Genomic DNA, 22476 nt, shown 5'->3' on the forward strand with positions numbered 1-22476 from the left:
AGTAGACCACGCCATTGCGTCGATTTCGGCGAGACGATGTGAGGTATTCTCGGCGAGATCTGAAATCTCAGACGACGCGCGTCGTGTACGAGGAGTCCGCATGCCGAGTCCCCTCCTGTCCGACCGGGCCTACGACGCCATCCGCGACAAGATCGTCTCGTTGCAGATCGCCCCGGGCGCCCCGATCGAAGAAGAACAGCTGGCCGCCGAGCTCGGCGTCGGCCGGACCCCCGTCCGCGAGGCGATCAAACGGCTCGCCTACCGCAAACTGGTCGTCATCTATCCACGCAGCGGCAGCTACGCCGCCGACCTGGATCTCGCGGATCTCGAGGCGATCTGCGACATCCGCGAACGCCTCGAAGGGCTGGCTGCAGAACGTGCCGCCACGGAGGCCCGCTACGAGGAGCGCCAGGAACTGCAGTCGCTGCTCGACGACATCAACGCCTGCACCGATCACGAGAAGCTACTCGAGCTCGACGTGCTCACCCACCGCGCGATCCACCGGATGGCCCACAACCCGTATCTGCTCGACACTCTCACCCAGAGCCTCGACCTGTCGCTGCGCATGTGGAACCTGGCCAAGGAGCGGCTGCCCGACCTCGATCACCACGTGCACGGTCAGACCGAGGTGCTCACCGCGATCCTGGACCGCAACGCCACGCGCGCCCGCAAGCTCGCCGAAGCGCACGTGCGCGAGTTCGAAGACGGCATCCGCGCGATGTTCTGACCGGTCAGGTCCGGCGCTGCAATCTCACCGTGATCGCCTTGGACACAGGGGTGTTCGATCTTCTCGCCACATGATCCAACGGAACCAACGGGTTGGTCTCGGGATAGTAGGCCGCCGCGTTACCCCGAGGCGTCGGGTACGGCACCAACCGGAAGTCGTCGGCGCGCCGCTCCTCGACACCGCCGTCGGGCAACAGCCATTCGGACACCAGGTCCACTCTGTCACCCGCAGCGAGGCCGGCCTCGGCGATGTCGTCGGGATGGCAGAAGACCACGCGCCGACCCCCTTTGACGCCTCGGTACCGGTCGTCGAGGCCGTAGATCGTGGTGTTGTACTGATCGTGGCTGCGCATCGTCTGCAGAATCAACCGGCCCGTCGGCACTGGAAGCCAATGCAGATCGTTGACCACGAAGTTGGCCTTGCCGGTGTCTGTCGCGAACCGGCGTTCGTCGCGCGGCGGGTGAGGCAGCACGAACCCGTCGGGCTCTCGCACCTTCCTGTTGAAATCGTCGAACCCGGGCACGACACGCGCGATGGCGTCCCGAATCCTGTCGTAGTCGGCGGCGAACTCCGCCCACGGCACACGGTGGTCACCGCCCAACAGCGCCGTGGCCAGTCCGCACACGATCGCCACCTCGCTGCGCAGGTGCTCACTGGCCGGGGTGAGGCCGCCGCGGGACAGATGCACCACCGACATCGAATCCTCAACGGTCACAACCTGATTGCGTCCACCGGATAGGTCCTTGTCCGTCCTGCCCAGCGACGGCAGGATCAGCGCGGTGCGCCCGCCGACAAGGTGTGAGCGATTCAGTTTCGTCGACACCTGCACGGTCAGAGAGCAGCGGCGCATGGCGGCCTCGGTGACCTCGGTGTCGGGGGTGGCGGCCACGAAGTTGCCGCCCATCGCCATGAACACCGACACGCGGCCGTCACGCATCGCACGAATCGTGTCGACGGAGTCGTACCCGTGCCGCCGCGGGCTGGTGATGCCGAACTCGGTGTCCAGCGCATCCAGGAAGCTCTCGGGCGACCTCTCCCAGATCCCCATCGTCCGGTCGCCCTGCACGTTCGAGTGCCCGCGCACCGGACACACTCCGGCACCCGGTTTGCCCATCATTCCCTGCATCAGAAGCAGATTCGTGGCGTCGGAGATCGTGGCCACGCCATGGGTCTGCTGGGTCAGCCCCATGGCCCAGCAGATGATGGTCTTCTTCGACTCGATCAGCGCCGCGGCGGTCGCGTCGAGCTGAGCGCGGGTCAGCCCGGTCGCTTCGAGCACGGTGTCCAGATCGACCTCGCGCACGTGTTCGGCCCACGCCTTGAAGCCGGCGCAGTGGTCAGCGATGAACGCGGCATCGAGCACCGTGCCCGGAGCGCGGTCCTCGGCCTCCAGCAGGAGTCGCGCCAATCCCTGGAACAGCGCCTGGTCGCCACCGATGCGGATCTGCAGGAAGTCGTCGGCGATCACGACGCCGTCGCCGATCACCCCGTGCACTTTCTGCGGGTCTTTGAACCGCAGAAGTCCGGCTTCCGGGAGCGGATTGATCGCAATCACCCTCGCGCCGTTGGCTTTTGCCTTCTCCAGCACCGAGAGCATACGCGGGTGGTTGGTGCCGGGATTCTGACCGGCGATCAGGATCAGGTCGGCGTTCTCGAGGTCGGGCACGGACACCGACCCCTTGCCGATTCCGATGCTCTCCTGCAGCGCGGTGCCCGACGATTCGTGGCACATGTTCGAGCAGTCCGGCATGTTGTTGGTGCCGAAGCTGCGGATCATCAGCTGGTAGACGAACGCCGCCTCGTTCGAGGTGCGGCCCGACGTGTAGAACGCCGCCTGGTCGGGTGAATCGAGTGCGCGCAGTTCGTCGGCGATCAGGGTGAACGCGGCGTCCCAGTCGATCGGTTCGTAGTGCGTGGCGCCGGGCCGCAGCACCATCGGGTGGGTGAGGCGGCCCTGCTGGCCCAGCCAGTAGTCGGTGTGCTCGGACAGCTCTGCGACGGAGTGTGCGGCGAAGAAGTCCGGGCCGACCCGGCGTTTGGTGGCTTCCTCGGCGACCGCTTTGGCGCCGTTCTCGCAGAACTCGGCGTGCTTGCGGTGTCCGGGCGTCTCCGGCCACGCGCATCCAGGGCAGTCGAAGCCGTTCCGCTGGTTCAGCGCGACCAGGGTGCGTACGGTCCGGACGGCGCCCATCTGCTCGATACCGCGCCGCAATGAGACCAGGACGGCGGGAACTCCCGCGGCGTAGGTCTTCTCACCGGTCACGACGACGTCTTTCTCGTCGATGTCTTCGTCGATGCCGTCGGCCATGTCTTTGACCGTACTCAGTGACCGCGCGCGATCCACTCGGCAAGGTGCGGCGCCTCCGCACCGATCGTGGTGTGGTCGCCGTGACCGGTGTGCACACGGGTGTCCTCGGGCAGCGTCAGCAGCGAGTCACGGATGGAGTCGATGATGGTTGCGAAGTCACTGTAGGACCGGCCGGTGGCGCCCGGGCCGCCCTGGAACAGGGTGTCCCCGGAGAAGAGAGCACCGGCTTCCGGGAGGTAAAGGCACACGGAGCCGGGAGAGTGGCCGGGGGTGTGGATGACCTGGATGTCGCTGCCCGCCAACCGAATCCGTTGGTCGCCGGAGATCGAGGCGTAGGTTGCCTCGGGGTGCGACATCGTCCACAGCACGTCGTCGCCGGGGTGCAGCAGGACCGGGGTGTCGAGCTCGGCGCCCAGGGTGGGCGCGACGGTCACGTGGTCGTCGTGGCCGTGGGTGACGACGACGGCGACGACGTGGCGGCCGTCGACCGCGTCGATGATCTGCGGTGCGGTGTGTGCGGCGTCGACGACGACGACCTCGTCGTCGTCACCGACCACCCACACGTTGTTGTCGACTTCCCAGGTGCCTCCGTCGAGGCTGAACGTTCCGGAGGTGACGACGCGGTCGATACGCAGTCCGCCGCTCACAGCACCACCACCGAGCGCAGCACCTCTCCCTTGTGCATGGTGTGGAACGCGTCTTCGACCTCGTCCAGTTTGATCCGCTCGGAGACGAAGCGTTCCAGCGGCAGCCGGCCCTGCTGGTAGAGGTCGACCAGCGTGGGGAAATCACGCTCGGGCAGGCAGTCGCCGTACCACGACGACTTCAACGATCCACCGCGGGAGAAGAAGTCGACGAGCGGCATCTCGAGAGTCATGTCCGGTGTGGGTACCCCGACCAGCACGACGGTGCCGGCGAGGTCGCGAGCGTAGAACGCCTGACGCCACGTCTCGGGACGCCCGACGGCGTCGATGACGACGTCGGCGCCGAAGCCACCGGTCAGCTCCTGCACCGCGGTCACGATGTCGACCGCTGTCGCGTCGACGGCGTGCGTGGCGCCGAGTTCGCGCGCCCACTCGAACTTGCGGGCGTCGCGGTCGATCGCGATGATCGTGCGGGCACCGGCCAGCCGCGCCCCCATGATCGCCGCGTCGCCCACTCCGCCGCAGCCGATGACGGCGACCGAGTCGCCGCGTGAGACGTTGCCCGTGTTGACTGCGGCACCGAGGCCGGCCATGACGCCGCACCCGAGCAGCCCGACGACGGCGGGATCGGCGTCGGCGTCGACCTTCGTGCACTGTCCGGCATGGACGAGTGTCTTCTCGGCGAACGCGCCGATACCCAAGGCGGGGGTCAGCTCGGTGCCGTCGGTCAGCGTCATCTTCTGGGTGGCGTTGAAGGTGTCGAAGCAGTACTGCGGACGGCCGCGCTTGCACGCGCGGCACTGGCCGCACACGGCCCGCCAGTTGAGGACGACGAAGTCGCCTACGGCGACTGAGCTCACGCCGGCACCGATCTGCTCCACCACTCCGGCAGCTTCATGGCCGAGCAGGAACGGGAACTCGTCGTTGATGCCGCCCTCGCGGTAGGTCAGGTCGGTGTGGCAGACCCCGCAGGCCTGCACCCGCACGACGACCTCGCCGGGTCCGGGGTCCGGGATCGTGATGTCGACGACCTCGACGGGGGCGCCTTTGGCGCGGGCGATGACTCCTCGGACCTGGTGCGGCATAGGGGAACTCCTCACAAATGATCGGCTGGGGGTTTACAGAGCGATGCAGAGCCGGAAGGCGTCGTACACCGCGGCGTGGATGTTGCGGCTGGCCACCGCGTCGCCGATCCGGAACAGCTGATAGCGGCCCTGCGGGTTGCGGATGACGTGCTGCGGGCGCAGATCGAGCAGTGCCTGCTGGTCGACTTCGCCGGCGTTCGTGGAACCGGGGATCAGTTCGAAATACAGGTCGTCCTGCGGCAGGGTTCCGTGCTCGACGACGATCTGATCCACGACGCGCTGCCGCGTGGCGTGCGCGTATTCGTTGTAGAGGTCCACTTCGAGGCGGCCGCCCTTGCGCCGCACCCCGGTGACACGCTCGTTGAGCGTCACCCGCACGTCGTGCTCGGCGAACGCCTTGAAGTAACCGGGGTAGTTCACGCCGCCCACATCGGGTGCCAATGTGCGCTCCGGCGTGACGAATTCGACCTCGACGCCGCTGCGCGCGACCATCTCGGCGGCATCCATCCCGGGGTGACCGCCGTTGTCGTCGTAGAACAGCACGCTGCCACGGGGGCGTACGGCCCCGCACAGGATGTCCCAGGCATCGGTCACCAGAGACGTTCCCTCACTCAAGAATTCGGTGTTGGGCAGGCCACCGGTGGCCACCACCACGATGTCGGGTTCCTCGGCCAGCACGTCGTCGGCCTCGGCGTAGGCGTTGGTGCGCATGTCGACGTCGAGCAGCTTGCACTCGGCGAGCCGCCAGTCGACGATGCTGATCAGGTCACGTCGGCGGGGCGCCGAGGCGGCGAGCCGGATCTGTCCACCCGGAGCGTCGGCCGCCTCGAACACGACGACCTTGTGTCCCCGCTCGCCGAGTACCCGGGCCGCCTCCAGACCGGCCGGGCCGCCGCCGATGACGACCGCCCTGCGCGGGGCGCCCGTGGCCGCGGGGACGTGGTGCGGCATCCGGTCCTCGCGCCCGGTGGAGGCGTTGTGCACGCATTTCGCGTCGCGCGCCTGGTAGATCTCGTCGAGGCAGTAGCTCGCTCCGACACAGGGCCGGATGCGATCTTCCTCTCCGGCACGAATTTTCGCGACGATGTGCGGATCGGCGATGTGGGCGCGGGTCATGCCGACGAGGTCGATCAAGCCGTCGCGGATCGCGTGCCGGGCCGTCGCGACATCGTTGATGCGGGCGGCGTGCATGACCGGGATCTGCAGGGCCGCCTTCACCTGGCCGGCGAACTCGAGGTGCGGAGCGACCGGGGTGCCCATCGGCGGAATGACCCGGGACAACGCCTCATCGCTGGCCATGTATCCCTTGATCACGCTGATGAAGTCGATGCCCTCGGCCACCAGGAGCTTGGCGATCTCGACTCCCTCGGAGTACTGCAGTCCGCCGTCGATGTCCTCGTCGAGCGACATCCGGATGCCGACCGCGAAGTCGGGACCGGCGGCCTCCCGTACGGCGCGAATCACCTTGAGCGGGAACCGCAGCCGGTTCTCGATGCTGCCCATCCCGTACTCGTCGTCGCGTCGGTTGGTCAGGGGGGACCAGAAGGAGTCGAAAAGGTGTGTGTACGCCTCGATCTCGATGCCGTCGAGACCGGCTTCGCGGCACCGAGCCGTCGCGTCGGCGTAGGCCTTGACGATGCGGTCGAGGTCCCATTCCTCGGCGACCTTCGGGAAGGCGCGGTGCGCGGGTTCGCGGATCGCCGAGGGAGCGATGACGGGGAGCCAGTCACCGTCGTAATTGCTGGTACGGCGGCCGAGGTGGGTGATCTGGCACATGACGGCGGCGCCGTTCTCGTGCACGCCGTAGGCCAGCTCGCTCAGCCATGGCACGATCTCGTCCTTGTAGAGATGCAGGTTGCCGAAGGCGGCCGGGCTGTCGGGCGCCACGACAGCGGATCCGCCCATCATCGTCAGACCGATCCCGCCCTTGGCCTTCTCCTCGTGGTATAGGCGGTAGCGGCGCTTCGGCATGCCGTCTTCGGTGTAGGACGGCTCATGCGACGTGCTCACGACACGATTACGCAGCGTCGTGTTCTTCAGCGTGAAGGGCTGCAGGAGGGGATCGATGAGCTGCGTCATCGCGCACCAGCTTTCTGACATTTCAGAGGAATTATCTAACACCTCAGCTTCACAGCAAGGTATGCCACCGAACGCTTCGGGTCAAGGGCAAAAGCCCACCTTGAGCGCGCCCTTGACGCGCTGACCAGGCTGACCTACGGTTGACGCCGGAACTCATATATCAGTATGCGATCAGACGGACGGAGAGCGAGCATGACGATCAGCGTGTTCGACCTCTTTTCCGTCGGCATCGGACCCTCGAGTTCGCACACGGTCGGCCCGATGCGGGCCGCCGCCCTCTTCGTCGAGGATCTGCAGACCATGGGGGCCATCGACACGGTCGCCGACGTACGAGGCGATCTGTACGGGTCGCTCGCGGCCACCGGCGCCGGGCACGGCACGTTCACCGCGGTCCTCCTCGGTCTCGAAGGCCATCGGCCGGACGAGATTCGTTCCGAGGAGATGGAACGTCGCGTCGAGGAGATGCGCGCGACCGGCATGATCTCGCTGGGCGGATCTCGCCCCATCCGGCTGACCGAGCAGGACCTCACGCTGCGCCCGCTGACGATCCTTCCGTTCCATCCCAACGGAATGACGCTCACCGCGCTCGACGCGCAGGGCCGGGAGCTGCATCGCCAGACCTACTTCTCCGTCGGCGGCGGCTTCGTCGTCACCGAGGCCGAGACCCTCGACGCGGCACCCCGGACCGCCGACCCCCGGTCGCTGGCGTTCGGGTCGGCAAAGCAACTCCTCGAACTCTGCCAGCGGCACGAGTGCAGCATCAGCGATCTCATGCTGGCCGTGGAGACCGATACGCGTCCACAGGACGAGATCCGGCGCAGGTTGCTGCACATCCGCGACGTCATGGTCGAGTGCGAGAAGCGCGGCGTCAGCCGTGCCGGCTATCTGCCCGGGACTCTGCGCGTCCGCCGACGCGCCAAAGACTGGTACGACCGTCTCACCGCCGAAGACCCCGACCGGTTACCCGAATTCGCCCAGGACTGGGTCAATCTCGTGGCTCTGGCCGTCAACGAAGAGAACGCGTCCGGAGGGCGGATCGTCACCGCACCCACCAATGGCGCCGCCGGCATCGTGCCCGCCGTGCTGCACTACGCGGTGCACTACACCGAGCGCGGCAGGCAGGATCCCGACGGCACCGCTGTGCGCTTCCTGCTGGCAGCAGGAGCCATCGGCTCGCTGTACAAGGAGCGCGCCTCGATCTCCGGAGCCGAGGTCGGCTGCCAGGGCGAGGTCGGCTCGGCAGCATCGATGGCAGCCGCCGGGCTGGCCGAGATCCTGGGCGGCACAACGGAACAGGTGGAGAACGCCGCGGAGATCGCGATGGAGCACAGCCTGGGCCTCACGTGCGATCCCATCGGGGGCCTGGTGCAGATCCCGTGCATCGAGCGCAATGCGATCTCGGCGGGCAAGGCCATCAACGCCGCCAGGATGGCGCTGCGCGGTGACGGCTCACATCACGTGACGCTCGATCAGGTCATCGAGACGATGCGCACCACCGGGGCCGACATGCACGCCAAGTACAAAGAGACCTCCACCGGAGGCCTGGCCGTCAACGTGCCCGTGAACTACGTCGAGTGTTGAGGTGAAGCAGATGCACCTGGATTGGTACGACCGCGAGATCCTCACGTTCGTGATGGATCAACCCGCCGACCGGCCACTGTCCGACGCGGGCTGCCGCAGCCGGTTCGGCATCACCCCCGGCGCGGTGATGCGCCGGTTCGGCGCCGTCGTCGACGTGTACCTCTCGGCACATCTAGCGCTGGCGCCCGCCGATCAACACCTGCTCGACCGCGCCGCCGCCCGCAGGCCCCACGCCGCGGCGGTCTGACTCAGTCGTCCGGCCCGGCGCCCAGATGCGTCGGATCGCTGATGCGGGCATCGCGAATGCCGAGCTGCCGGTTGATCAGCTGGGTGACGAAGAACAGCACCACACCGAGCGCGACCAGCGCGCCGGCCACGACGTACTGCTGGACGGGGCGGCCGGACAGCGGCGTCACCAGATACAGCGAGACGAGGAAGCCGATGACCGGCAGGATCGTCGGGGTCTTGAAATGCCCGCCCGCCTCGCGCACGTCACGCCGCAGCACCAGCACCGCCACGTTGACCACCGCGAACACCGCGAGCAGGAGCAGGCTCGTGGTCCCGCCGAGCACTGAGATCGCGTTGCTGCTGGCGAAGGCGCTCACGTAGAGGATCAGGCCGAACGCGATCACCGTGGTGAACAGGATCGCCACCCACGGCGAACGGCGCGTGGGATGCACGGTTCCCAGCACCGGAGGCAGCACATGCTGACGTGCCATGCCGTAGATCAGCCGGCTCGCCATCAGCATGTTGATCAGTGCGGTGTTCGAGACCGCGAACATCGTCATGAACGGCAGGATCGAGTCGATCGGCAACCCGGGTGCACCGGCCTTGACGACCTCGACCAGCGGGGTGTCACTGGCCTCCAGCTCGCCGATCGGCACCAGCGCCACTGCGACGATCGACACGAGGATGTAGACGACCCCGGCGATCGACAGCCCCGACAGCAGGATCTTCGGGAACGTCTTCACCGGGTCCTTGGTCTCCTCGGCCATGTTGACCGAGTCCTCGAAACCGACCATCGCGAAGAAGGCCAGCGACGTCGCGGCGGTCACCGCCAGGAACGTGTTCTTGTCCTCGGCGGTCTCGAACGCGACGATGCGGGAGAAGTCGACGTCGGCACTGTTGGTGAACGCCCACAGGCCGACGAGGATCACGACCACCAGGCCGGTGATCTCGACGATCGTCAGGACGACGTTGAGCTTGACGCTCTCCCCCACCCCGCGAAAGTTGATGGCGGCCAAGGCGGCCATGAAGCCCAGAGCCAGCAGGGCCACGCCGAGTTTGGAGGGATCGACGTCGATCCCGGTGAAGAAGTTCGCGGCGAATGCCCTGGAAGCCGTTGAGGCCGAGGTGATTCCGGAACACATGACGACGAAGGCGACCAGGAAGGTCACGAAGTGGATGCCGAAGGCCTTGTGCGCATAGAGCGCCGCGCCGGCAGCTTGCGGATACTTCGTCACCAACTCGAGGTAGCTGAACGCGGTGATCGTCGCGACGCCGAACGCGACGAGGAACGGAAGCCATGCTGCACCACCGACTTCGGCGGCGACGTCTCCGACGAGTGCGTACACGCCGGTGCCGAGGATGTCCCCGACCACGAACAGCAGCAGCAGGCCCGGCCCCATCACCCGCTTCAACTCAGGCTGTTGAGTCTCCTGACCGGTCATCGCCTCCGCCATGCGCCTCCCCTGTCTCTCGCTCGATCCACCCATCTTCGGTCACGGCGCCCCGCGGCGCAGAGGCTACGCGTAGGGAGCCAGCACGTCGATCACGTCGATCAACGTGGCGCGGGCCGTGGCGCGTGGTCCCTCGCCGTCCGCGACGAGCGCGGCCACCACCGCCCCGTCGACGGCGCACACCAGCGCTGTCAGCAACTCCGGGTGCACCGAGCGTCCGCACCGTTCGACGACCGCGACCACCGCATCGGTGCGGTGTTTGAGGATCCTGCGCTGGATGTCGCGCAGGTTGGGCTGGCGCGCGCAGGCGATCAGCCGCTCGTAGCGTGAGATCAGCTGCTCGCTCACCTGTTCCCGGCTGTCACCGACGAGGAGATCGACGAGGATGTCGGCCGTCGATTCCGGGCCTCGCCGGCGTCGCGAGAGGTCCGCCACCCTGTTCTCGAGGTCCTGGGTCTCCAGCACGCCGACGTATTCGACAGCGTGGGCGATCAGGTCATCCAGCGAAGAAAAGTAGTACGTCGTCGAGGCCAGCGGCAGCCCGGCCCGACGCGCGACCGCACGATGCCGCACCGCGTCGAAGCCGCCCTCGCACAGCAGGTCGGCAGCGGCGCTGACCAGCGCATACCGCCGACGTTCTCCCTTGGGAGTGACTGCTGCCGTCACGCCTAGCATCGTGCCAGTCACGGGGGTACGGCATCGGGCTTTCGGCAATTCACTCAGGCACCGATGGCATGATGTCGCGCATGCCGACGATCAGCCGGCGGGCGATGCTCGGGCTCGGGTGCCGAGCCGGACTCGTGACCGCAGCAGGAGCGACCGCAGTGTCCGCGTTGACCCGGGCCGTGGTGTCAGCCGCGCCGCCCGCCGCGGCTCCGACCTATGCCTCCGGTACGTTCGCCTCCGCCGCCCGGGGCGGCGCGCCGACGAACTGGATCATCGTCCGTCCGCCCGGCCAGACCGCTCCGCTGCGCGCGGTGATCCTGCTTCACGGCAAGGACAGCAGTGCCGCGACGGTCATGTCGATGGGCGCCGAACAGTTCCTCGCCGACGCGGTGGCCGCGGGTGTGCCGCCGTTCGCGTTGGCCGCCGTCGACGGCGGCAACGGCTACTGGCATCGCCGCGCCTCCGGGGACGATCCGGGTGCGATGGTGCTCGACGAATTCCTGCCGCTGCTCGCCGGGCAGGGCCTCGACACCTCCCGGGTCGGTTTCCTCGGGTGGTCGATGGGCGGCTACGGCGCCCTGCTGCTGGGCGCGCGCCTCGGCGCACCGCGCACCGCGGCGATCTGTGCGGTCAGCCCGGCGCTGTGGACATCTGCCGGGGCAGCGGCCCCGGGCGCGTTCGACGGTGCGGCCGACTACGAGGCCAACAGCGTATGGGGGCTGCCAGGGCTCACCGGCATCCCGTTGCGCATCGACATCGGCAACGACGATCCGTTCGCATCGGCGACCCGGCAGTTCATCAGCCAGTTGCCCAACCCGCCCGCCGGCGGATTCTCCCCCGGTGGCCACAACGCCGAGTTCTGGTCGTCGCAGCTCAGCTCCGAGCTGACCTGGATGGCACCGCTGCTGACGGCCTAGAGGGCGATCTCCCCCTGGGCTGCAGCAAGCCCGATGTCGGTGCGGAAGTGGCTGCCCGGCAAGCGGATCGAGTCGATGATCGCGTAGGCCGACGCGCGCGCGGCCGCCAGGTCGGTACCGGTGCCCACCACGGAGAGCACGCGTCCGCCGGACGACACCACCGCACCGTCGTCGCGGCGCGCGGTGCCGGCGTGCAGCACGCCGTCCGGGTCGGCGCCGGTGATGACGTCACCGACCCGGGGCCTGCCGGGGTAGTTCTCGGCCGCGATGACGACGGTGACCGCGGCGCCGTCACGCCAGCGCGGCTCCGGCGTATCGGCCAGCTGGCCCGTGGCCACCGCCATCAGCAGCGCTGACAGCGGGGAGTCGAGCAGGGCGAGCACGGCCTGGGTCTCGGGATCGCCGAAGCGACAGTTGAATTCGACGACGGCCGGGCCCTGCGACGTGATCGCCAGACCGGCGTACAGCAGTCCGGAGAACGCACTGCCGCGCCGAACCAGTTCCGCGGCAACGGGTGTGACGACCTCGTCGACGATGCGCCTGGTCATGTCGGCGGGCAGCCACGGCAGCGGGGTGTAGGCGCCCATCCCTCCCGTGTTGGGCCCGGTGTCCCCGTCGCCGACCCGCTTCGAGTCCTGCGCAGGCAGCAGCGGCACCACGGTGTCCCCGTCGACGAGGCAGAACAATGACACCTCGGGGCCGTCGAGGAACGATTCGAGCAGCACCGGGTGGCCCGCCTCGAGCAGGCTGGCCGCGTGCGCGCGGGCCGTGTCGCGATCGCCGGTGACGACAACGCCCTTGCCTGCCGCGAGCCCGTCGTCCTTGACCACCCAGGCGTGTTCGCCTGCGGGCGGACCGAAGCGGTCCAGCGCGGCGTCGAGATGGCCGGGGTTGTCGACGATCTCACTGGTCGCGGTGCGCACCCCGGCCGCGGTCATCACGTCTTTGGCGAACGCCTTGGAGCCCTCGATGCGCGCCGCGTCCCGGGTGGGGCCGAAGCAGGCGATACCGGCGGCGCGTACGGCGTCGGCCACACCGAGGACGAGCGGCACCTCCGGACCGATGACCACCAGGTCCGCTCCCACCCGGCGGGCGAGCGCGACGACCTCGTCGGCCGAGGTCACGTCGACGTCGTACTGATCGGCGACCGCGGCGGTGCCGGCATTGCCGGGCGCGACCGACAGCGCCTCCACCCCGGGGTCTCGGCGCAGTGCGAGCAGCAGCGCGTGTTCACGGGCTCCGGAACCGATCACCAGGACGTGCACAGGTCAACACCCTAATCGCCCGGCCCAGCCGCCGACACACGGCTGATCATACAGATGGCCGCATAGGTGTATGGTCAAGTACAAGTGCCGTACGTCACACCCGGAGGTCCGCCATGACGAGCTGCCCGTTCCTACCGACCGGATACGACTTCACCGACCCGGACGTGCTGCTCCGCGGCCTGCCGGTGCGCGAGTTCGCCGAGCTGCGCGCGACCGCGCCGGTGTGGTGGAACGCCCAGCAGGAGTCGGTGTTCGACGACGGCGGCTACTGGGTGATCACGCGGCACGCCGACATCAAGGCGATCTCACGCGACGGCGACCTGTGGTCGACCAACCGCAAGGGCGCGGTCATGCGGCTGCCCGACGGGGTGACCGGTGATCAGCTGGAGCTGACCAAGGCGCTGCTGATCAACCACGACGCACCCGAGCACACCCGGCTGCGCAAGATCGTGTCGCGGCTGTTCACCCCGCGGGCCATCGCGTCGCTGGAGGAGAAGCTGGCCGGGGCCGCCCGCGAGATCGTCGCGGCAGCCGCCGAGAAGGGCAGCGGCGACTTCGTCGGTGACATCGCGATGTCGCTGCCGCTGCAGGCGATAGCCGACCTCATCGGCGTACCGGAAGCCGACCGCGAGAAGCTGTTCGACTGGACCAACGCGATCATGAACACCGACGATCCGGATTTCCAGGCCGACCACGTTGCCGCCAACGCCGAACTGATGGGTTACGCGTACGCGATGGCCGAGGAGCGCCGTCGCTGCCCCGCCGACGACATCGTCACCCGGCTGGTGCAGGCCGACCTCGACGGTGAAGCGATGTCGGACGTCGAGTTCGCGTTCTTCGTCATCCTGCTTGCGGTGGCGGGCAACGAGACCACGCGCAATGCGATGACGCACGGGATGAACGCGTTCCTGGAGAACCCGGACCAGTGGGACCTCTTCGTGCGTGACCGCCCGCAGACCGCGGTCGACGAGATCATCCGCTGGGCCACCCCCGTGCACTGCTTCCAGCGCACAGCGACCTCCGATGTCGAGCTCGGCGGCACGCTGATCCGCGAGGGGCAACGGGTCGGACTGTTCTACAGCTCCGCGAATTTCGACGAGGAGGTCTTCGACCGGCCCTTCGACTTCGACATCCTCCGCGACCCCAATCCGCACCTGGCCTTCGGCGGCAACGGCGCCCACTACTGCATCGGCGCCAACCTGGCCCGCATGGAGATCAAGCTGATCTTCGACCAGGTCGCCGAGCAGATTCCCGACATCACCAAACTGGCCGAACCGCAACGCCTGCGGTCAGGGTGGATCAACGGGGTCAAGGAGATGCGGGTCGCATATCGCTAACGGTGGTTAAGGTGCGTTCGTGCGCACCCACGGTTGGTCAGGAGCCAAACCGGCCTCCGACGAGGAGGCCATGGGTCGGATCCTGGCCGCGGCGGGCAAGGCCATCGAGGATCACGGCGCCGACTTCTCCATCTCCGACGTCGCCCGCTCGGTCGGGGTGACCCGGCAGACGGTGTATCGGTACTTCCCCAGCACCGAGGCGCTGCTGGTCGCGGCAGCAGTCCGCACCGTCGACGGATTCCTGCAGCGGCTGGCGGTGCATGTCGCCGGCATCACCGATCCGGCCGACGCCGTCACCGAGGCCGTCGCCACCGCCCTGGAGTGGTTGCCCGACGAGAAGTACATCGGACTGCTACTGGTGCCGGGCGGCACGACGCACGCCGAGTCGGTGACCTCCGACGTAGCGCTGCAGTTCGGCCGCCACATGATCGGCCGGCTCGACGTCGACTGGGCGGCACGCGGTTACGGCGATGACGATCTCGACGAGCTCGCCGAACACCTGCTGAGGGTGATCCAGTCCTTCGTGATCGACCCGGGCCGTCCCCCTCGTCGCGACGCGGCGCTGCGCGCCTACATGCGGCGGTGGGTGGGCGGAGCGCTGCGCGCTACACCACCGTCAGCGGCAGCGACCGCCTCGGCTGGAACTCGAAAGAAGCTCCCCCACTGATCTTGACGACCGCCACCTCGCCCAGCTCGCGGGCGGGGGTGTCGCGGCGGACCACCTGCGCGGTCCAATCCGTGCGGGTGCCCGACACCTCCACGTCGAGGTGCGGATCGACGGCGGCGACCGCGGCCTGCAGGGGGCGACGCTCGTCGGGATGCACCAGTGCCACCCAGGCGCCGTCCTCATGCGCCGCTGACCGCTGCACGTGCACCGTGTCCGGACCGAAGTCGGCCTCCACGTAGGCGGCGGGATTCAGCAGCGGGTGCAGCCGCAGCATCGCGACCGCGCCGTCGATGCCGTCGGGCAGGGCCAGCGCACGGTGGATGCGCTCGGCCGCCAGACCCGCGACCCCGGTGAGCTGCTTGGTACAGATCTCGGTGGCCAGCGCCTGATCGGCGCCGGCCCGGGCGCCCACCGCGATCACGAACGACAGGTTGAGCAGGTGCATCTGTAGACACACCTCGTCGGCGATGCGCACCAGCGCCGAGTGGGAGAACGCGCGGAAGTCGAAGTCCGACAACAGGTCTCCGGCGTAATCCCCGCTTCCCTCGTCGGCGGGGTCGATGGGGTCGAGTTCGGTGCGCGCCGCCCGGGTGCGCGCGATGACCTCGAGCACCGGATGGTCGGCGACCTCGGGGTGGGAGTCATCGATGTTCACCGTCCACGCGCAGTGCGGGTGACGATCGGCGGGGGTCCGTGGCGGCCGGTGGATAGGACGGATCTGCGCCCTGCGGTTGGTGGCCACCGCGGTCGCGTCGAACGTGGGGTCCTCGATGTCGTGGCACATGCCGCGCACGTAGTCCTCCCCCATCGGCTCCACGTCGAGCAGCGCCCCGCAGTGGTCGAGGTGGAACTCACCGTGCCAGCGATCGTGCACCGTGTAGCGGAAGTCCATGAACTGTGGCGGCGCACCGATGTCGAGCTGCAGACCCTTGAAGATGGTGACGACGTCGGTGCCCTCGTAGTGCAGCGCCTTCTGCATCCGGCGGGTGTAGATCGGGCTCGCGCCCATCCACTCCTCGATGGCGATCTCGAGCATCGCCTCGCGTCCGAAATTGCTGATGCACCAGGCCATTCCGGAGCGGTCGATCATCTGACCGATGAGCAGCAACTCGGGCACCAGGACGGCGAGCTGCTCGCGGGACAGGTCGGCGAACCTACTACTCATGCGGAGTGCTCCCGGAATGCATCTGTACCGCTGCCTCCATGTTCGCCTTCTTGTCGTCGGCCTGACCTGCCTGGGCGGCCTTGCGGCGCTGCTTGGCGACCTTGGTCACCACGCCGTCGAACTTGGAGCCGAGCGGAAAACCCAGATAGTGCGTCAAGAAGATCGCCATCTCCTTGAGCTCGTCTTCAGTGAGCTCCTCGTTGGCCAACGCCGCGTTGGCCTGGATCTCGGCGAGATCGGTGATCCCGAGCGCGGTCACCACCGTCAGCGTCATGATGCGCTTGTCGCGCATCGACAGACCCGGCCGCGTCCAGATCGTGCCGAACAGGTGGTCCGCGGTCAGGGCGAAGTAGTCGCCCGGCATGTCGGGCATCTCCCAGCCGTAGACCTCGTTCATCTTGTCCAGGCCCCTGCGGCGCAGCTCATCCATGTCGGTCACTCCTGTGCTGTCGAATTCGGTTGCGGCAGGCCCAAACCGGCCGCCATGTCACGCAGGGCGATCTGTGCCATCGGGAGGTCCACGCCGACAGCATCGCCCATCTTGAGCGCCAGCCGCAGGTCCTTGTCGGCGAGCCCGCGGGTGTGGACGAACATGTCGTGGAGCCAGTGGTCGGCGGGCAGCGGGCCGAGATCGTCGCGGACCATGATCGCGCCCGGGCCCCCGCTCTGCGCGTCACTGTGCCGGACCACCCGGCCCAGCTTCTGCAGATCGATTCCGGCCGCCTCGGCGAGCCTCTGCGCTTCGAATGCGGCCGCGAACCCGACGAACGTCAGCATGTTGCGGGCCACCTTCATCCGCGTGCCCGCGCCGGGTTCACCTGCGCGGACCACCATCGACGCCCACCGCTTGAAGACGGGCTTGACGATCTCGTAGGAGGTGTCGTCGGCGCCCACCATCACCGCCAGTTCGCCGCTGGCCGCAGCCGCGGCACCGCCGCTGACCGGTGCGTCGACGATACGAATCTGCCTGTCGCGCAGTTTCTCCGCCAGCTCGGGAGCGGTGTCGGGTTCGATCGTCGAGTGGATCGCGATGACGGTCCCGGGGCGCGCGTGATCGGCGAGCTCAGCGACGACGTGACGGACCTGCGCGTCGGTCAGGACCGTGACGCTGATGACGTCGGTCTGCGCCACACCCGCGATGTCGTCGGCGGTGGTGGCGCCCCTCTCGGCGAAGGGTGCCATCGCCTCGGCCCGCACGTCGTACACGGTGAGCCCGCCGGGCCAGCCGACCAGCCGCTGAGCCATGGGCGCACCCTGATTGCCCAGGCCGATGTAGCCCAGCGAAGGTTCGGTCATGAGCGGATGATCTGTCCGCCGTCGACGTTGAAGATCTGTCCGGTGATCCACTTCGCCTGATCCGACAGCAAGAACAGACACATGCCGACGAGGTCGTCGGGCTGGCCCATCCTGGACAGCGGGATGTTCTTGACGATGTCGGCGACCATCTCCTGCGGCGTGGTGGTGCGGTTGGCCTCGGTGTCGATCGGGCCGGGCGCGATCGCGTTGATGCGGATGTTCTGCCCACCCAGCTCGCGGGACAGCTGTTGGGTCAGACCGTTGACGCCCACCTTCGCCAGCCCGTAGAAGTTCGCGTACAGCCATGCGGCAGTCGATGACTGGTTGACGATCGCACCACCGCCGCGCTTGGCCATCTTGCGGTACACCGCCCGGGTGCACCACAGCGCGCCGTCGAGGTTCACGCTCATGAACTTGCGGTAGTACTCCGGGTCGACGGTGACCAGGAAGTCCAGCTTCATGCCGCCGAAGATCGCGGCGTTGTTGACCAGGTAGTCGATGCCGCCGAAGTGCGACAGCGTCTGTGCCGCCATCTCTTTCGCCGATTCCGGATCGGATACGTCGACGCGCACCGCCAGCGCGTTGCCACCCTCTCCGGCGATGCCGTCGGCGACCTTCTGTGCGCCCTCGGTGTTGATGTCTGCGACCACCACCGCCGCACCTTCGCGGGCCAGCGCCTCCGCATATGCCTGGCCGATGCCGCCGCCGGCACCCGTGACGATCGCGACCTTGTCCTGGAACTGATCTCCGTAAAGACCCATGCGCACGCCCTCCGTTTTCTCTTCGATTCGCTGCTCAGACCGCGGTGGCGATCGCCTTGGTCTCGAGGTACTCCTCGAAACCGGCGAGCCCCATCTCCCGGCCGATACCGGACTGCTTGTAGCCGCCGAACGGCATGTCGGCCGAGTACCAGACCCCGCCGTTGACGTTGACGGTGCCCACGCGCATCCGCGCGGCGATGGCGGCGGCACGGTCCTCGTCTCCGGAGAAGACCGTGCCGGAGAGCCCGTAGGGCGAGTCGTTGGCGATGCGCACGGCGTCGTCGTCACCGTCGTGAGCGATGACGGTGAGCACCGGGCCGAAGATCTCCTCGCGCGCCACCGTCGCAGTGTTGTCCAATCCGGCGATCACCGTCGGCTCGATGAAGTAGCCGACGTCGCGGTCCGCGGGACGTCCACCGCCGCAGGCGAATCGGCCGCCCTCGGCGATCGCCGCGTCCAGATAGCCCTGCACCCGGTCGCGTTGGCGTTCGGAGATCACCGGACCACAGATGGTGCTGGACTTGTTCGGGTCGCCGGGCTTGAGTCCACCCATGGTGGCCGCCGCGGCCTCGACCGCCTCGTCGTACCGGTCGCGCGGGACCACGAGCCGGGTGGTGATCGCGCAGCCCTGGCCGGCGTGCATGGACGCGGTGAACGCCGCCATCGAGCACGCGCCGGCCAGGTCGGCGTCGTCGAGGACCAGGAATGCCGACTTGCCACCGAGTTCGAGGAACACCTTCTTCAGCGTCGCAGCGCTGTCGGACATCACCGCGCGCCCGGTCGCGGTGGAGCCGGTGAACGACACCATGTCCACGCGGGGGTCACGGGACAGCAGCGCGCCGACGCCGTGGTCGCTGGAGGTGACGATGTTGATGACTCCCGCCGGGAAGTCGGTGTGCTCGGTGATCAGTTCACCGAGGATCGCGGCGGCCCAGGGGGTGTCGGGAGCGGGCTTGAGCACCAACGTGTTTCCCGCGGCCAGCGCCGGGCCGACCTTGGCCAGGTTGATCTGGTGCGGAAAGTTCCACGGCGTGACCGCGCCGACGACGCCGACGGCCTCGCGCGCGACGGTGCGCCTGGTCTTGATGCCCATGGGTGCCGCGATACCGAGATCCGTTGTCCAGGAGTAGGACTCGGCGGTGTCGGCGCAGAAGCTGAGGTCCTCCACGGGACCCTCGAGCTGGGCCGCGGCGGTGAGCATGCGGGGAGCACCGACTTCGGTGATCGTCAGCTCGCGCAACTCGTCGATGTGCTCGCGCATGGCCTGCTGCAATTGACGCAGGCACCGCACACGCAGGTCGGTGTCTGTCGACCAGCCGGTCTCGTCGAACGCACGCCGGGCAGCAGCGATCGCGGCTCCCATGTCATCGGCCGTGGCGTCGGCGGCCACGCCGAGAACCTCTTCGGTGGCGGGATTGACCGTCGGGAAGACGCCGGCACCGCCGGCGACGAGTGCACCATCGATCAGCAGCCTGCTCTCACGGTCGGCCGAGATACCCATCCGCACTCCCTGTCTGCTTTCTGGACAGCTGTCTGACAAAGCCCTCCGACGCACCATAGCGTTGCGCTCGGCAGCAGGCAAGGACGCGCTGGCTGTCCGCGTCGATTCTGGCTTCTATCAGGTAATTTCATCGATCACTTGCCTGTGCGGACAGGATTCCGATACGTTGGACATGTGTCCAGCGATGCCGTCACCGCAATCACGACCGCGGACCGGACTCCCCGCCGCAACCGGCGACAGGAGGAGACCTTCCGCAAGGTGCTCGACGCCGGGCTGGTCATGCTGCGGGAGTCCTCGTACGCGGAGCTGACCGTGCGGGCAGTAGCTGCACGCGCGAAGGTGGCCCCGGCCACGGCGTACACGTACTTCTCGTCGAAGAACCATCTGATCGCGGAGATCTATCTCGACCTGGTCCGCCAGGTGGAGTCCTTCACCGACGTCAACGACCGGACCGCGGTCCGGGTCGAGAAGACGTTGCGCGCCATGGCGTTGACCGTCGCCGACGAGCCCGAGGTGGCGGCCGCCTGCACCACCGCCCTGCTGTCGGGCGGCGATCCCGCGGTCCGCGCGGTCCGGGACCGTATCGGCGCCGAGATCCACCGCCGCATCCGCTCCGCCGTCGGCCCCGATGCAGACCCCCGCACGCTGGCCGCACTGGAGATGACGTTCTTCGGCGCGCTGGTCAACGCCGGCAGCGGCGCCTTCACCTATCACCAGATTGCCGATCGCCTGAGTTACGTGGTGGGCCTCATCGTCGGAGACGAGTCATGACGACCAGCGAGATCCTGCTCGACCCCTACGACTACGCGTTCCACGAGGACCCGTACCCCTACTACCGTCGCCTGCGCGACGAGGCGCCGCTCTACCGCAACGACGAGCTGGGGTTCTGGGCGCTGTCACGCCACCAGGACGTGCTGACCGGATTCCGCAACAGCACATCGCTGTCCAACAAGTTCGGCGTCTCGTTGGATCCGGCGTCACGCGGTCCGCATGCGTCGAAGACCATGTCGTTCCTCGCCATGGACGATCCCGCCCATCTGCGGCTGCGCACGCTGGTCTCGAAAGGCTTCACGCCGCGCCGGATTCGTGAACTCGAACCCCGCGTCACCGAGATCGCGGTGCGCCACCTGGACACGATGCTCGAAAAGGCCGCCGCTGGTGAGACGGTCGACTACGTCGACGAGTTCGCCGGCAAGCTGCCGATGGACGTGATCTCCGAATTGATGGGTGTCCCCGAGGCCGACCGCGCGCAGGTGCGGGCGTGGGCCGACGGGGTCATGCACCGCGACGAGGGCGTGACGGATGTGCCGCCGGCGGCGATCGAGGCATCGCTGAATCTGATCGTCTACTACCAGGACATGGTCGCCCAGCGGCGCCGGGAACTCACCAACGATCTGACCTCGGCACTCCTGGAAGCCGAGATCGACGGGGATCGCCTCACCGACGACGAGATCCTCGGGTTCATGTTCCTGATGGTCATCGCCGGCAACGAGACCACCACCAAACTGCTTGCCAATGCGGCGTTCTGGGGGCATCGCAATCCCGATCAGTTGGAGCCCGTCTACGCCGACCTGAGCAGGGTGGCCCTGTGGGTCGAAGAGACACTGCGGTTCGACACCTCCAGCCAGATCCTGGCCCGCACCGTCGACGGCGAGCTCACGCTCCACGACACCGTGATTCCCGACGGTGACATCGTGCTGCTCCTGCCCGGCTCGGCACACCGCGACGAGCGCGTGTTCGACAGGCCCGACGATTTCGTCATCGGCCGCGAAATCGGTTCCAAGCTCATGAGTTTCGGCAGCGGTGCGCACTTCTGCCTGGGTGCCCACCTGGCACGCATGGAGGCCCGTGTCGCCTTGACCGAGCTGTTCGCCAGAATCCGCGGCTTCGAGGTGGACGAGGACAACGCCGTCCGCGTCCACTCGAGCAACGTTCGCGGGTTCGCCCACCTGCCCATCGACGTGAAAGTGCGCTGATGCCCCGTTTCGAACCTCTGCCCGCCCGCAGACCGGCGCTCGTCGCCGGCGCGTCCTCCGGTATCGGCGCCGCCACGGCCGTCGACCTGGCCTCGCGCGGCTTCCCCGTGGCGCTCGGTGCCCGCCGGGTAGAAAAGCTCGAGGAGATCGTCGGCCAGATCCGCGCCGACGGTGGTGAAGCGATCGCGGTCCATCTCGATGTCACCGATCCCGATTCGGTGAAGGCCTGTGTCGAGCAGACGACGTCCGAGCTCGGCGACATCGAGGTGTTGGTGGCCGGTGCGGGTGACACCTACTTCGGCAAGCTCGACTCGATCAGCACCGAGCAGTTCGAGTCGCAGGTGCAGATTCACCTGATCGGCGCCAACCGGGTGGCCGCCGCGGTGCTGCCGGGCATGCTGGAGCGCCAACGCGGTGATCTCATCTTCGTGGGATCCGATGTCGCGCTGCGGCAACGGCCGCACATGGGAGCCTACGGCGCGGCCAAGGCAGCGTTGGTCGCGATGGTGACGAACTACCAGATGGAGCTCGAGGGCACCGGGGTGCGCGCGTCCATCGTGCATCCGGGACCGACGAAGACGTCGATGGGCTGGAGCCTGCCGGCCGAGCTGATCGGGCCGGCACTGGAGGACTGGGCCAAGTGGGGGCAGGCCCGCCACGACTACTTCCTGCGCGCCGCTGATCTCGCACGCGCCATCACGTTCGTCGCCGAGACACCGCGCGGCGGTTTCATCGCGAACATGGAGCTGCAGCCGGAAGCGCCGCTGGCCCAGGCGAAGGACCGCCAGCGGCTCACGCTCAACGAGGAGAACCTCGCATGAC

21 protein-coding genes are annotated in these 22476 nt (G+C 67.9%); 9 read left to right on the forward strand and 12 right to left on the reverse strand.

From position 1 onward, the window contains the following. Positions 1–100 precede the first annotated feature (100 nt). Positions 101–727 (forward strand): GntR family transcriptional regulator, encoded by a 627-nt coding sequence (locus ACZY1G_RS08895; RefSeq protein WP_463814972.1) that lies wholly within the window; start codon positions 101–103, stop codon positions 725–727. A 4-nt stretch (positions 728–731) separates the two neighbouring features. Here the strand turns inward: ACZY1G_RS08895 and ACZY1G_RS08900 are convergent, their stop codons facing one another. Genes ACZY1G_RS08900 through ACZY1G_RS08915 form a run of 4 tightly spaced genes read right to left on the reverse strand, consistent with a single transcriptional unit; the run spans position 732 to position 6843 of the window. Further along, on the reverse strand, positions 732–3035 hold the full coding sequence (locus tag ACZY1G_RS08900) for an FdhF/YdeP family oxidoreductase (RefSeq protein ID WP_463822160.1): 2304 nt from the start codon (positions 3033–3035) through the stop codon (positions 732–734). A gap of 14 nt (positions 3036–3049) precedes the next feature. Continuing rightward, complete coding sequence (locus ACZY1G_RS08905) at positions 3050–3682, reverse strand: MBL fold metallo-hydrolase (RefSeq protein ID WP_463822161.1); 633 nt, start codon at positions 3680–3682, stop codon at positions 3050–3052. Then, positions 3679–4764, reverse strand: a complete 1086-nt coding sequence (locus ACZY1G_RS08910; RefSeq protein WP_463822162.1) for an S-(hydroxymethyl)mycothiol dehydrogenase — start codon at positions 4762–4764, stop codon at positions 3679–3681. Before ACZY1G_RS08910 ends, ACZY1G_RS08905 begins: the two co-directional genes overlap by 4 nt. 33 nt (positions 4765–4797) lie before the next feature. Then, the gene (locus tag ACZY1G_RS08915; protein ID WP_463822163.1) at positions 4798–6843 is read right to left on the reverse strand and encodes an oxidoreductase; all 2046 of its coding nucleotides are present in this window, start codon (positions 6841–6843) and stop codon (positions 4798–4800) included. Positions 6844–7035: 192 nt separating this feature from the next. On the opposite strand from ACZY1G_RS08915, the gene ACZY1G_RS08920 reads away from it, so the two are divergent. After that, positions 7036–8424 carry an L-serine ammonia-lyase gene (locus ACZY1G_RS08920; protein WP_463822164.1) on the forward strand — a complete coding sequence of 463 codons (1389 nt, stop codon included), beginning with the start codon at positions 7036–7038 and terminating at the stop codon, positions 8422–8424. 1 nt (position 8425) lies between these two features. After that, entirely contained in the window at positions 8426–8671 is a 246-nt protein-coding gene (locus ACZY1G_RS08925; RefSeq protein WP_463822165.1) for a hypothetical protein, read from the forward strand. Position 8672: 1 nt separating this feature from the next. Here ACZY1G_RS08925 and ACZY1G_RS08930 read toward each other — a convergent pair whose 3' ends face one another. Then, on the reverse strand, positions 8673–10106 hold the full coding sequence (locus ACZY1G_RS08930; RefSeq protein WP_463822166.1) for an APC family permease: 1434 nt from the start codon (positions 10104–10106) through the stop codon (positions 8673–8675). A 63-nt stretch (positions 10107–10169) separates the two neighbouring features. Next, positions 10170–10778 carry a TetR/AcrR family transcriptional regulator gene (locus tag ACZY1G_RS08935; RefSeq protein ID WP_463815784.1) on the reverse strand — a complete coding sequence of 203 codons (609 nt, stop codon included), beginning with the start codon at positions 10776–10778 and terminating at the stop codon, positions 10170–10172. 59 nt (positions 10779–10837) lie between these two features. On the opposite strand from ACZY1G_RS08935, the gene ACZY1G_RS08940 reads away from it, so the two are divergent. Then, positions 10838–11686, forward strand: a complete 849-nt coding sequence (locus ACZY1G_RS08940) for an alpha/beta hydrolase (protein ID WP_463814964.1) — start codon at positions 10838–10840, stop codon at positions 11684–11686. On the opposite strand, the gene purD is transcribed toward ACZY1G_RS08940, so the two are convergent. Beyond that, positions 11683–12951 carry a phosphoribosylamine--glycine ligase gene (purD, locus tag ACZY1G_RS08945; RefSeq protein WP_463822167.1) on the reverse strand — a complete coding sequence of 423 codons (1269 nt, stop codon included), beginning with the start codon at positions 12949–12951 and terminating at the stop codon, positions 11683–11685. The genes ACZY1G_RS08940 and purD overlap by 4 nt on opposite strands. A 113-nt stretch (positions 12952–13064) precedes the next feature. Between purD and ACZY1G_RS08950 the strand changes: the two genes are divergently transcribed. Together ACZY1G_RS08950 and ACZY1G_RS08955 are read left to right on the forward strand one after the other, a co-directional pair. Continuing rightward, positions 13065–14288, forward strand: a complete 1224-nt coding sequence (locus tag ACZY1G_RS08950; RefSeq protein WP_463822168.1) for a cytochrome P450 — start codon at positions 13065–13067, stop codon at positions 14286–14288. A 19-nt stretch (positions 14289–14307) separates the two neighbouring features. Then, positions 14308–14955 (forward strand): TetR/AcrR family transcriptional regulator, encoded by a 648-nt coding sequence (locus ACZY1G_RS08955; RefSeq protein WP_463822169.1) that lies wholly within the window; start codon positions 14308–14310, stop codon positions 14953–14955. Here the strand turns inward: ACZY1G_RS08955 and ACZY1G_RS08960 are convergent. Genes ACZY1G_RS08960 through ACZY1G_RS08980 form a run of 5 tightly spaced genes read right to left on the reverse strand, consistent with a single transcriptional unit; the run spans position 14894 to position 19678 of the window. Next, positions 14894–16120: a hypothetical protein gene (locus tag ACZY1G_RS08960; RefSeq protein WP_463822170.1), complete on the reverse strand. Its 1227-nt coding sequence runs from the start codon at positions 16118–16120 to the stop codon at positions 14894–14896. The genes ACZY1G_RS08955 and ACZY1G_RS08960 overlap by 62 nt on opposite strands. Then, positions 16113–16550, reverse strand: coding sequence for a carboxymuconolactone decarboxylase family protein (locus ACZY1G_RS08965; protein ID WP_463814958.1), 438 nt, complete (start codon positions 16548–16550; stop codon positions 16113–16115). Before ACZY1G_RS08965 ends, ACZY1G_RS08960 begins: the two co-directional genes overlap by 8 nt. 5 nt (positions 16551–16555) lie before the next feature. Further along, positions 16556–17416, reverse strand: coding sequence for an NAD(P)-dependent oxidoreductase (locus ACZY1G_RS08970; protein ID WP_463822171.1), 861 nt, complete (start codon positions 17414–17416; stop codon positions 16556–16558). Continuing rightward, positions 17413–18177 carry an SDR family oxidoreductase gene (locus tag ACZY1G_RS08975; RefSeq protein ID WP_463814956.1) on the reverse strand — a complete coding sequence of 255 codons (765 nt, stop codon included), beginning with the start codon at positions 18175–18177 and terminating at the stop codon, positions 17413–17415. The genes ACZY1G_RS08970 and ACZY1G_RS08975 overlap by 4 nt, the downstream gene beginning before the upstream one ends. A 34-nt stretch (positions 18178–18211) precedes the next feature. Then, positions 18212–19678, reverse strand: a complete 1467-nt coding sequence (locus ACZY1G_RS08980; RefSeq protein ID WP_463814955.1) for an aldehyde dehydrogenase — start codon at positions 19676–19678, stop codon at positions 18212–18214. Between the two features lie 174 nt (positions 19679–19852). Between ACZY1G_RS08980 and ACZY1G_RS08985 the strand changes: the two genes are divergently transcribed. The 3 genes from ACZY1G_RS08985 to ACZY1G_RS08995 are packed head-to-tail and all read left to right on the forward strand — an operon-like array spanning position 19853 to position 22475. Then, positions 19853–20449, forward strand: coding sequence for a TetR family transcriptional regulator (locus ACZY1G_RS08985; protein ID WP_463814954.1), 597 nt, complete (start codon positions 19853–19855; stop codon positions 20447–20449). Continuing rightward, positions 20446–21654 carry a cytochrome P450 gene (locus ACZY1G_RS08990; protein ID WP_463814953.1) on the forward strand — a complete coding sequence of 403 codons (1209 nt, stop codon included), beginning with the start codon at positions 20446–20448 and terminating at the stop codon, positions 21652–21654. Before ACZY1G_RS08985 ends, ACZY1G_RS08990 begins: the two co-directional genes overlap by 4 nt. Then, complete coding sequence (locus ACZY1G_RS08995; protein ID WP_463814952.1) at positions 21654–22475, forward strand: SDR family oxidoreductase; 822 nt, start codon at positions 21654–21656, stop codon at positions 22473–22475. The genes ACZY1G_RS08990 and ACZY1G_RS08995 overlap by 1 nt, the downstream gene beginning before the upstream one ends. Position 22476: the final 1 nt, after the last annotated feature.

The organism is Mycobacterium sp. IDUB_5 (assembly GCF_055419565.1).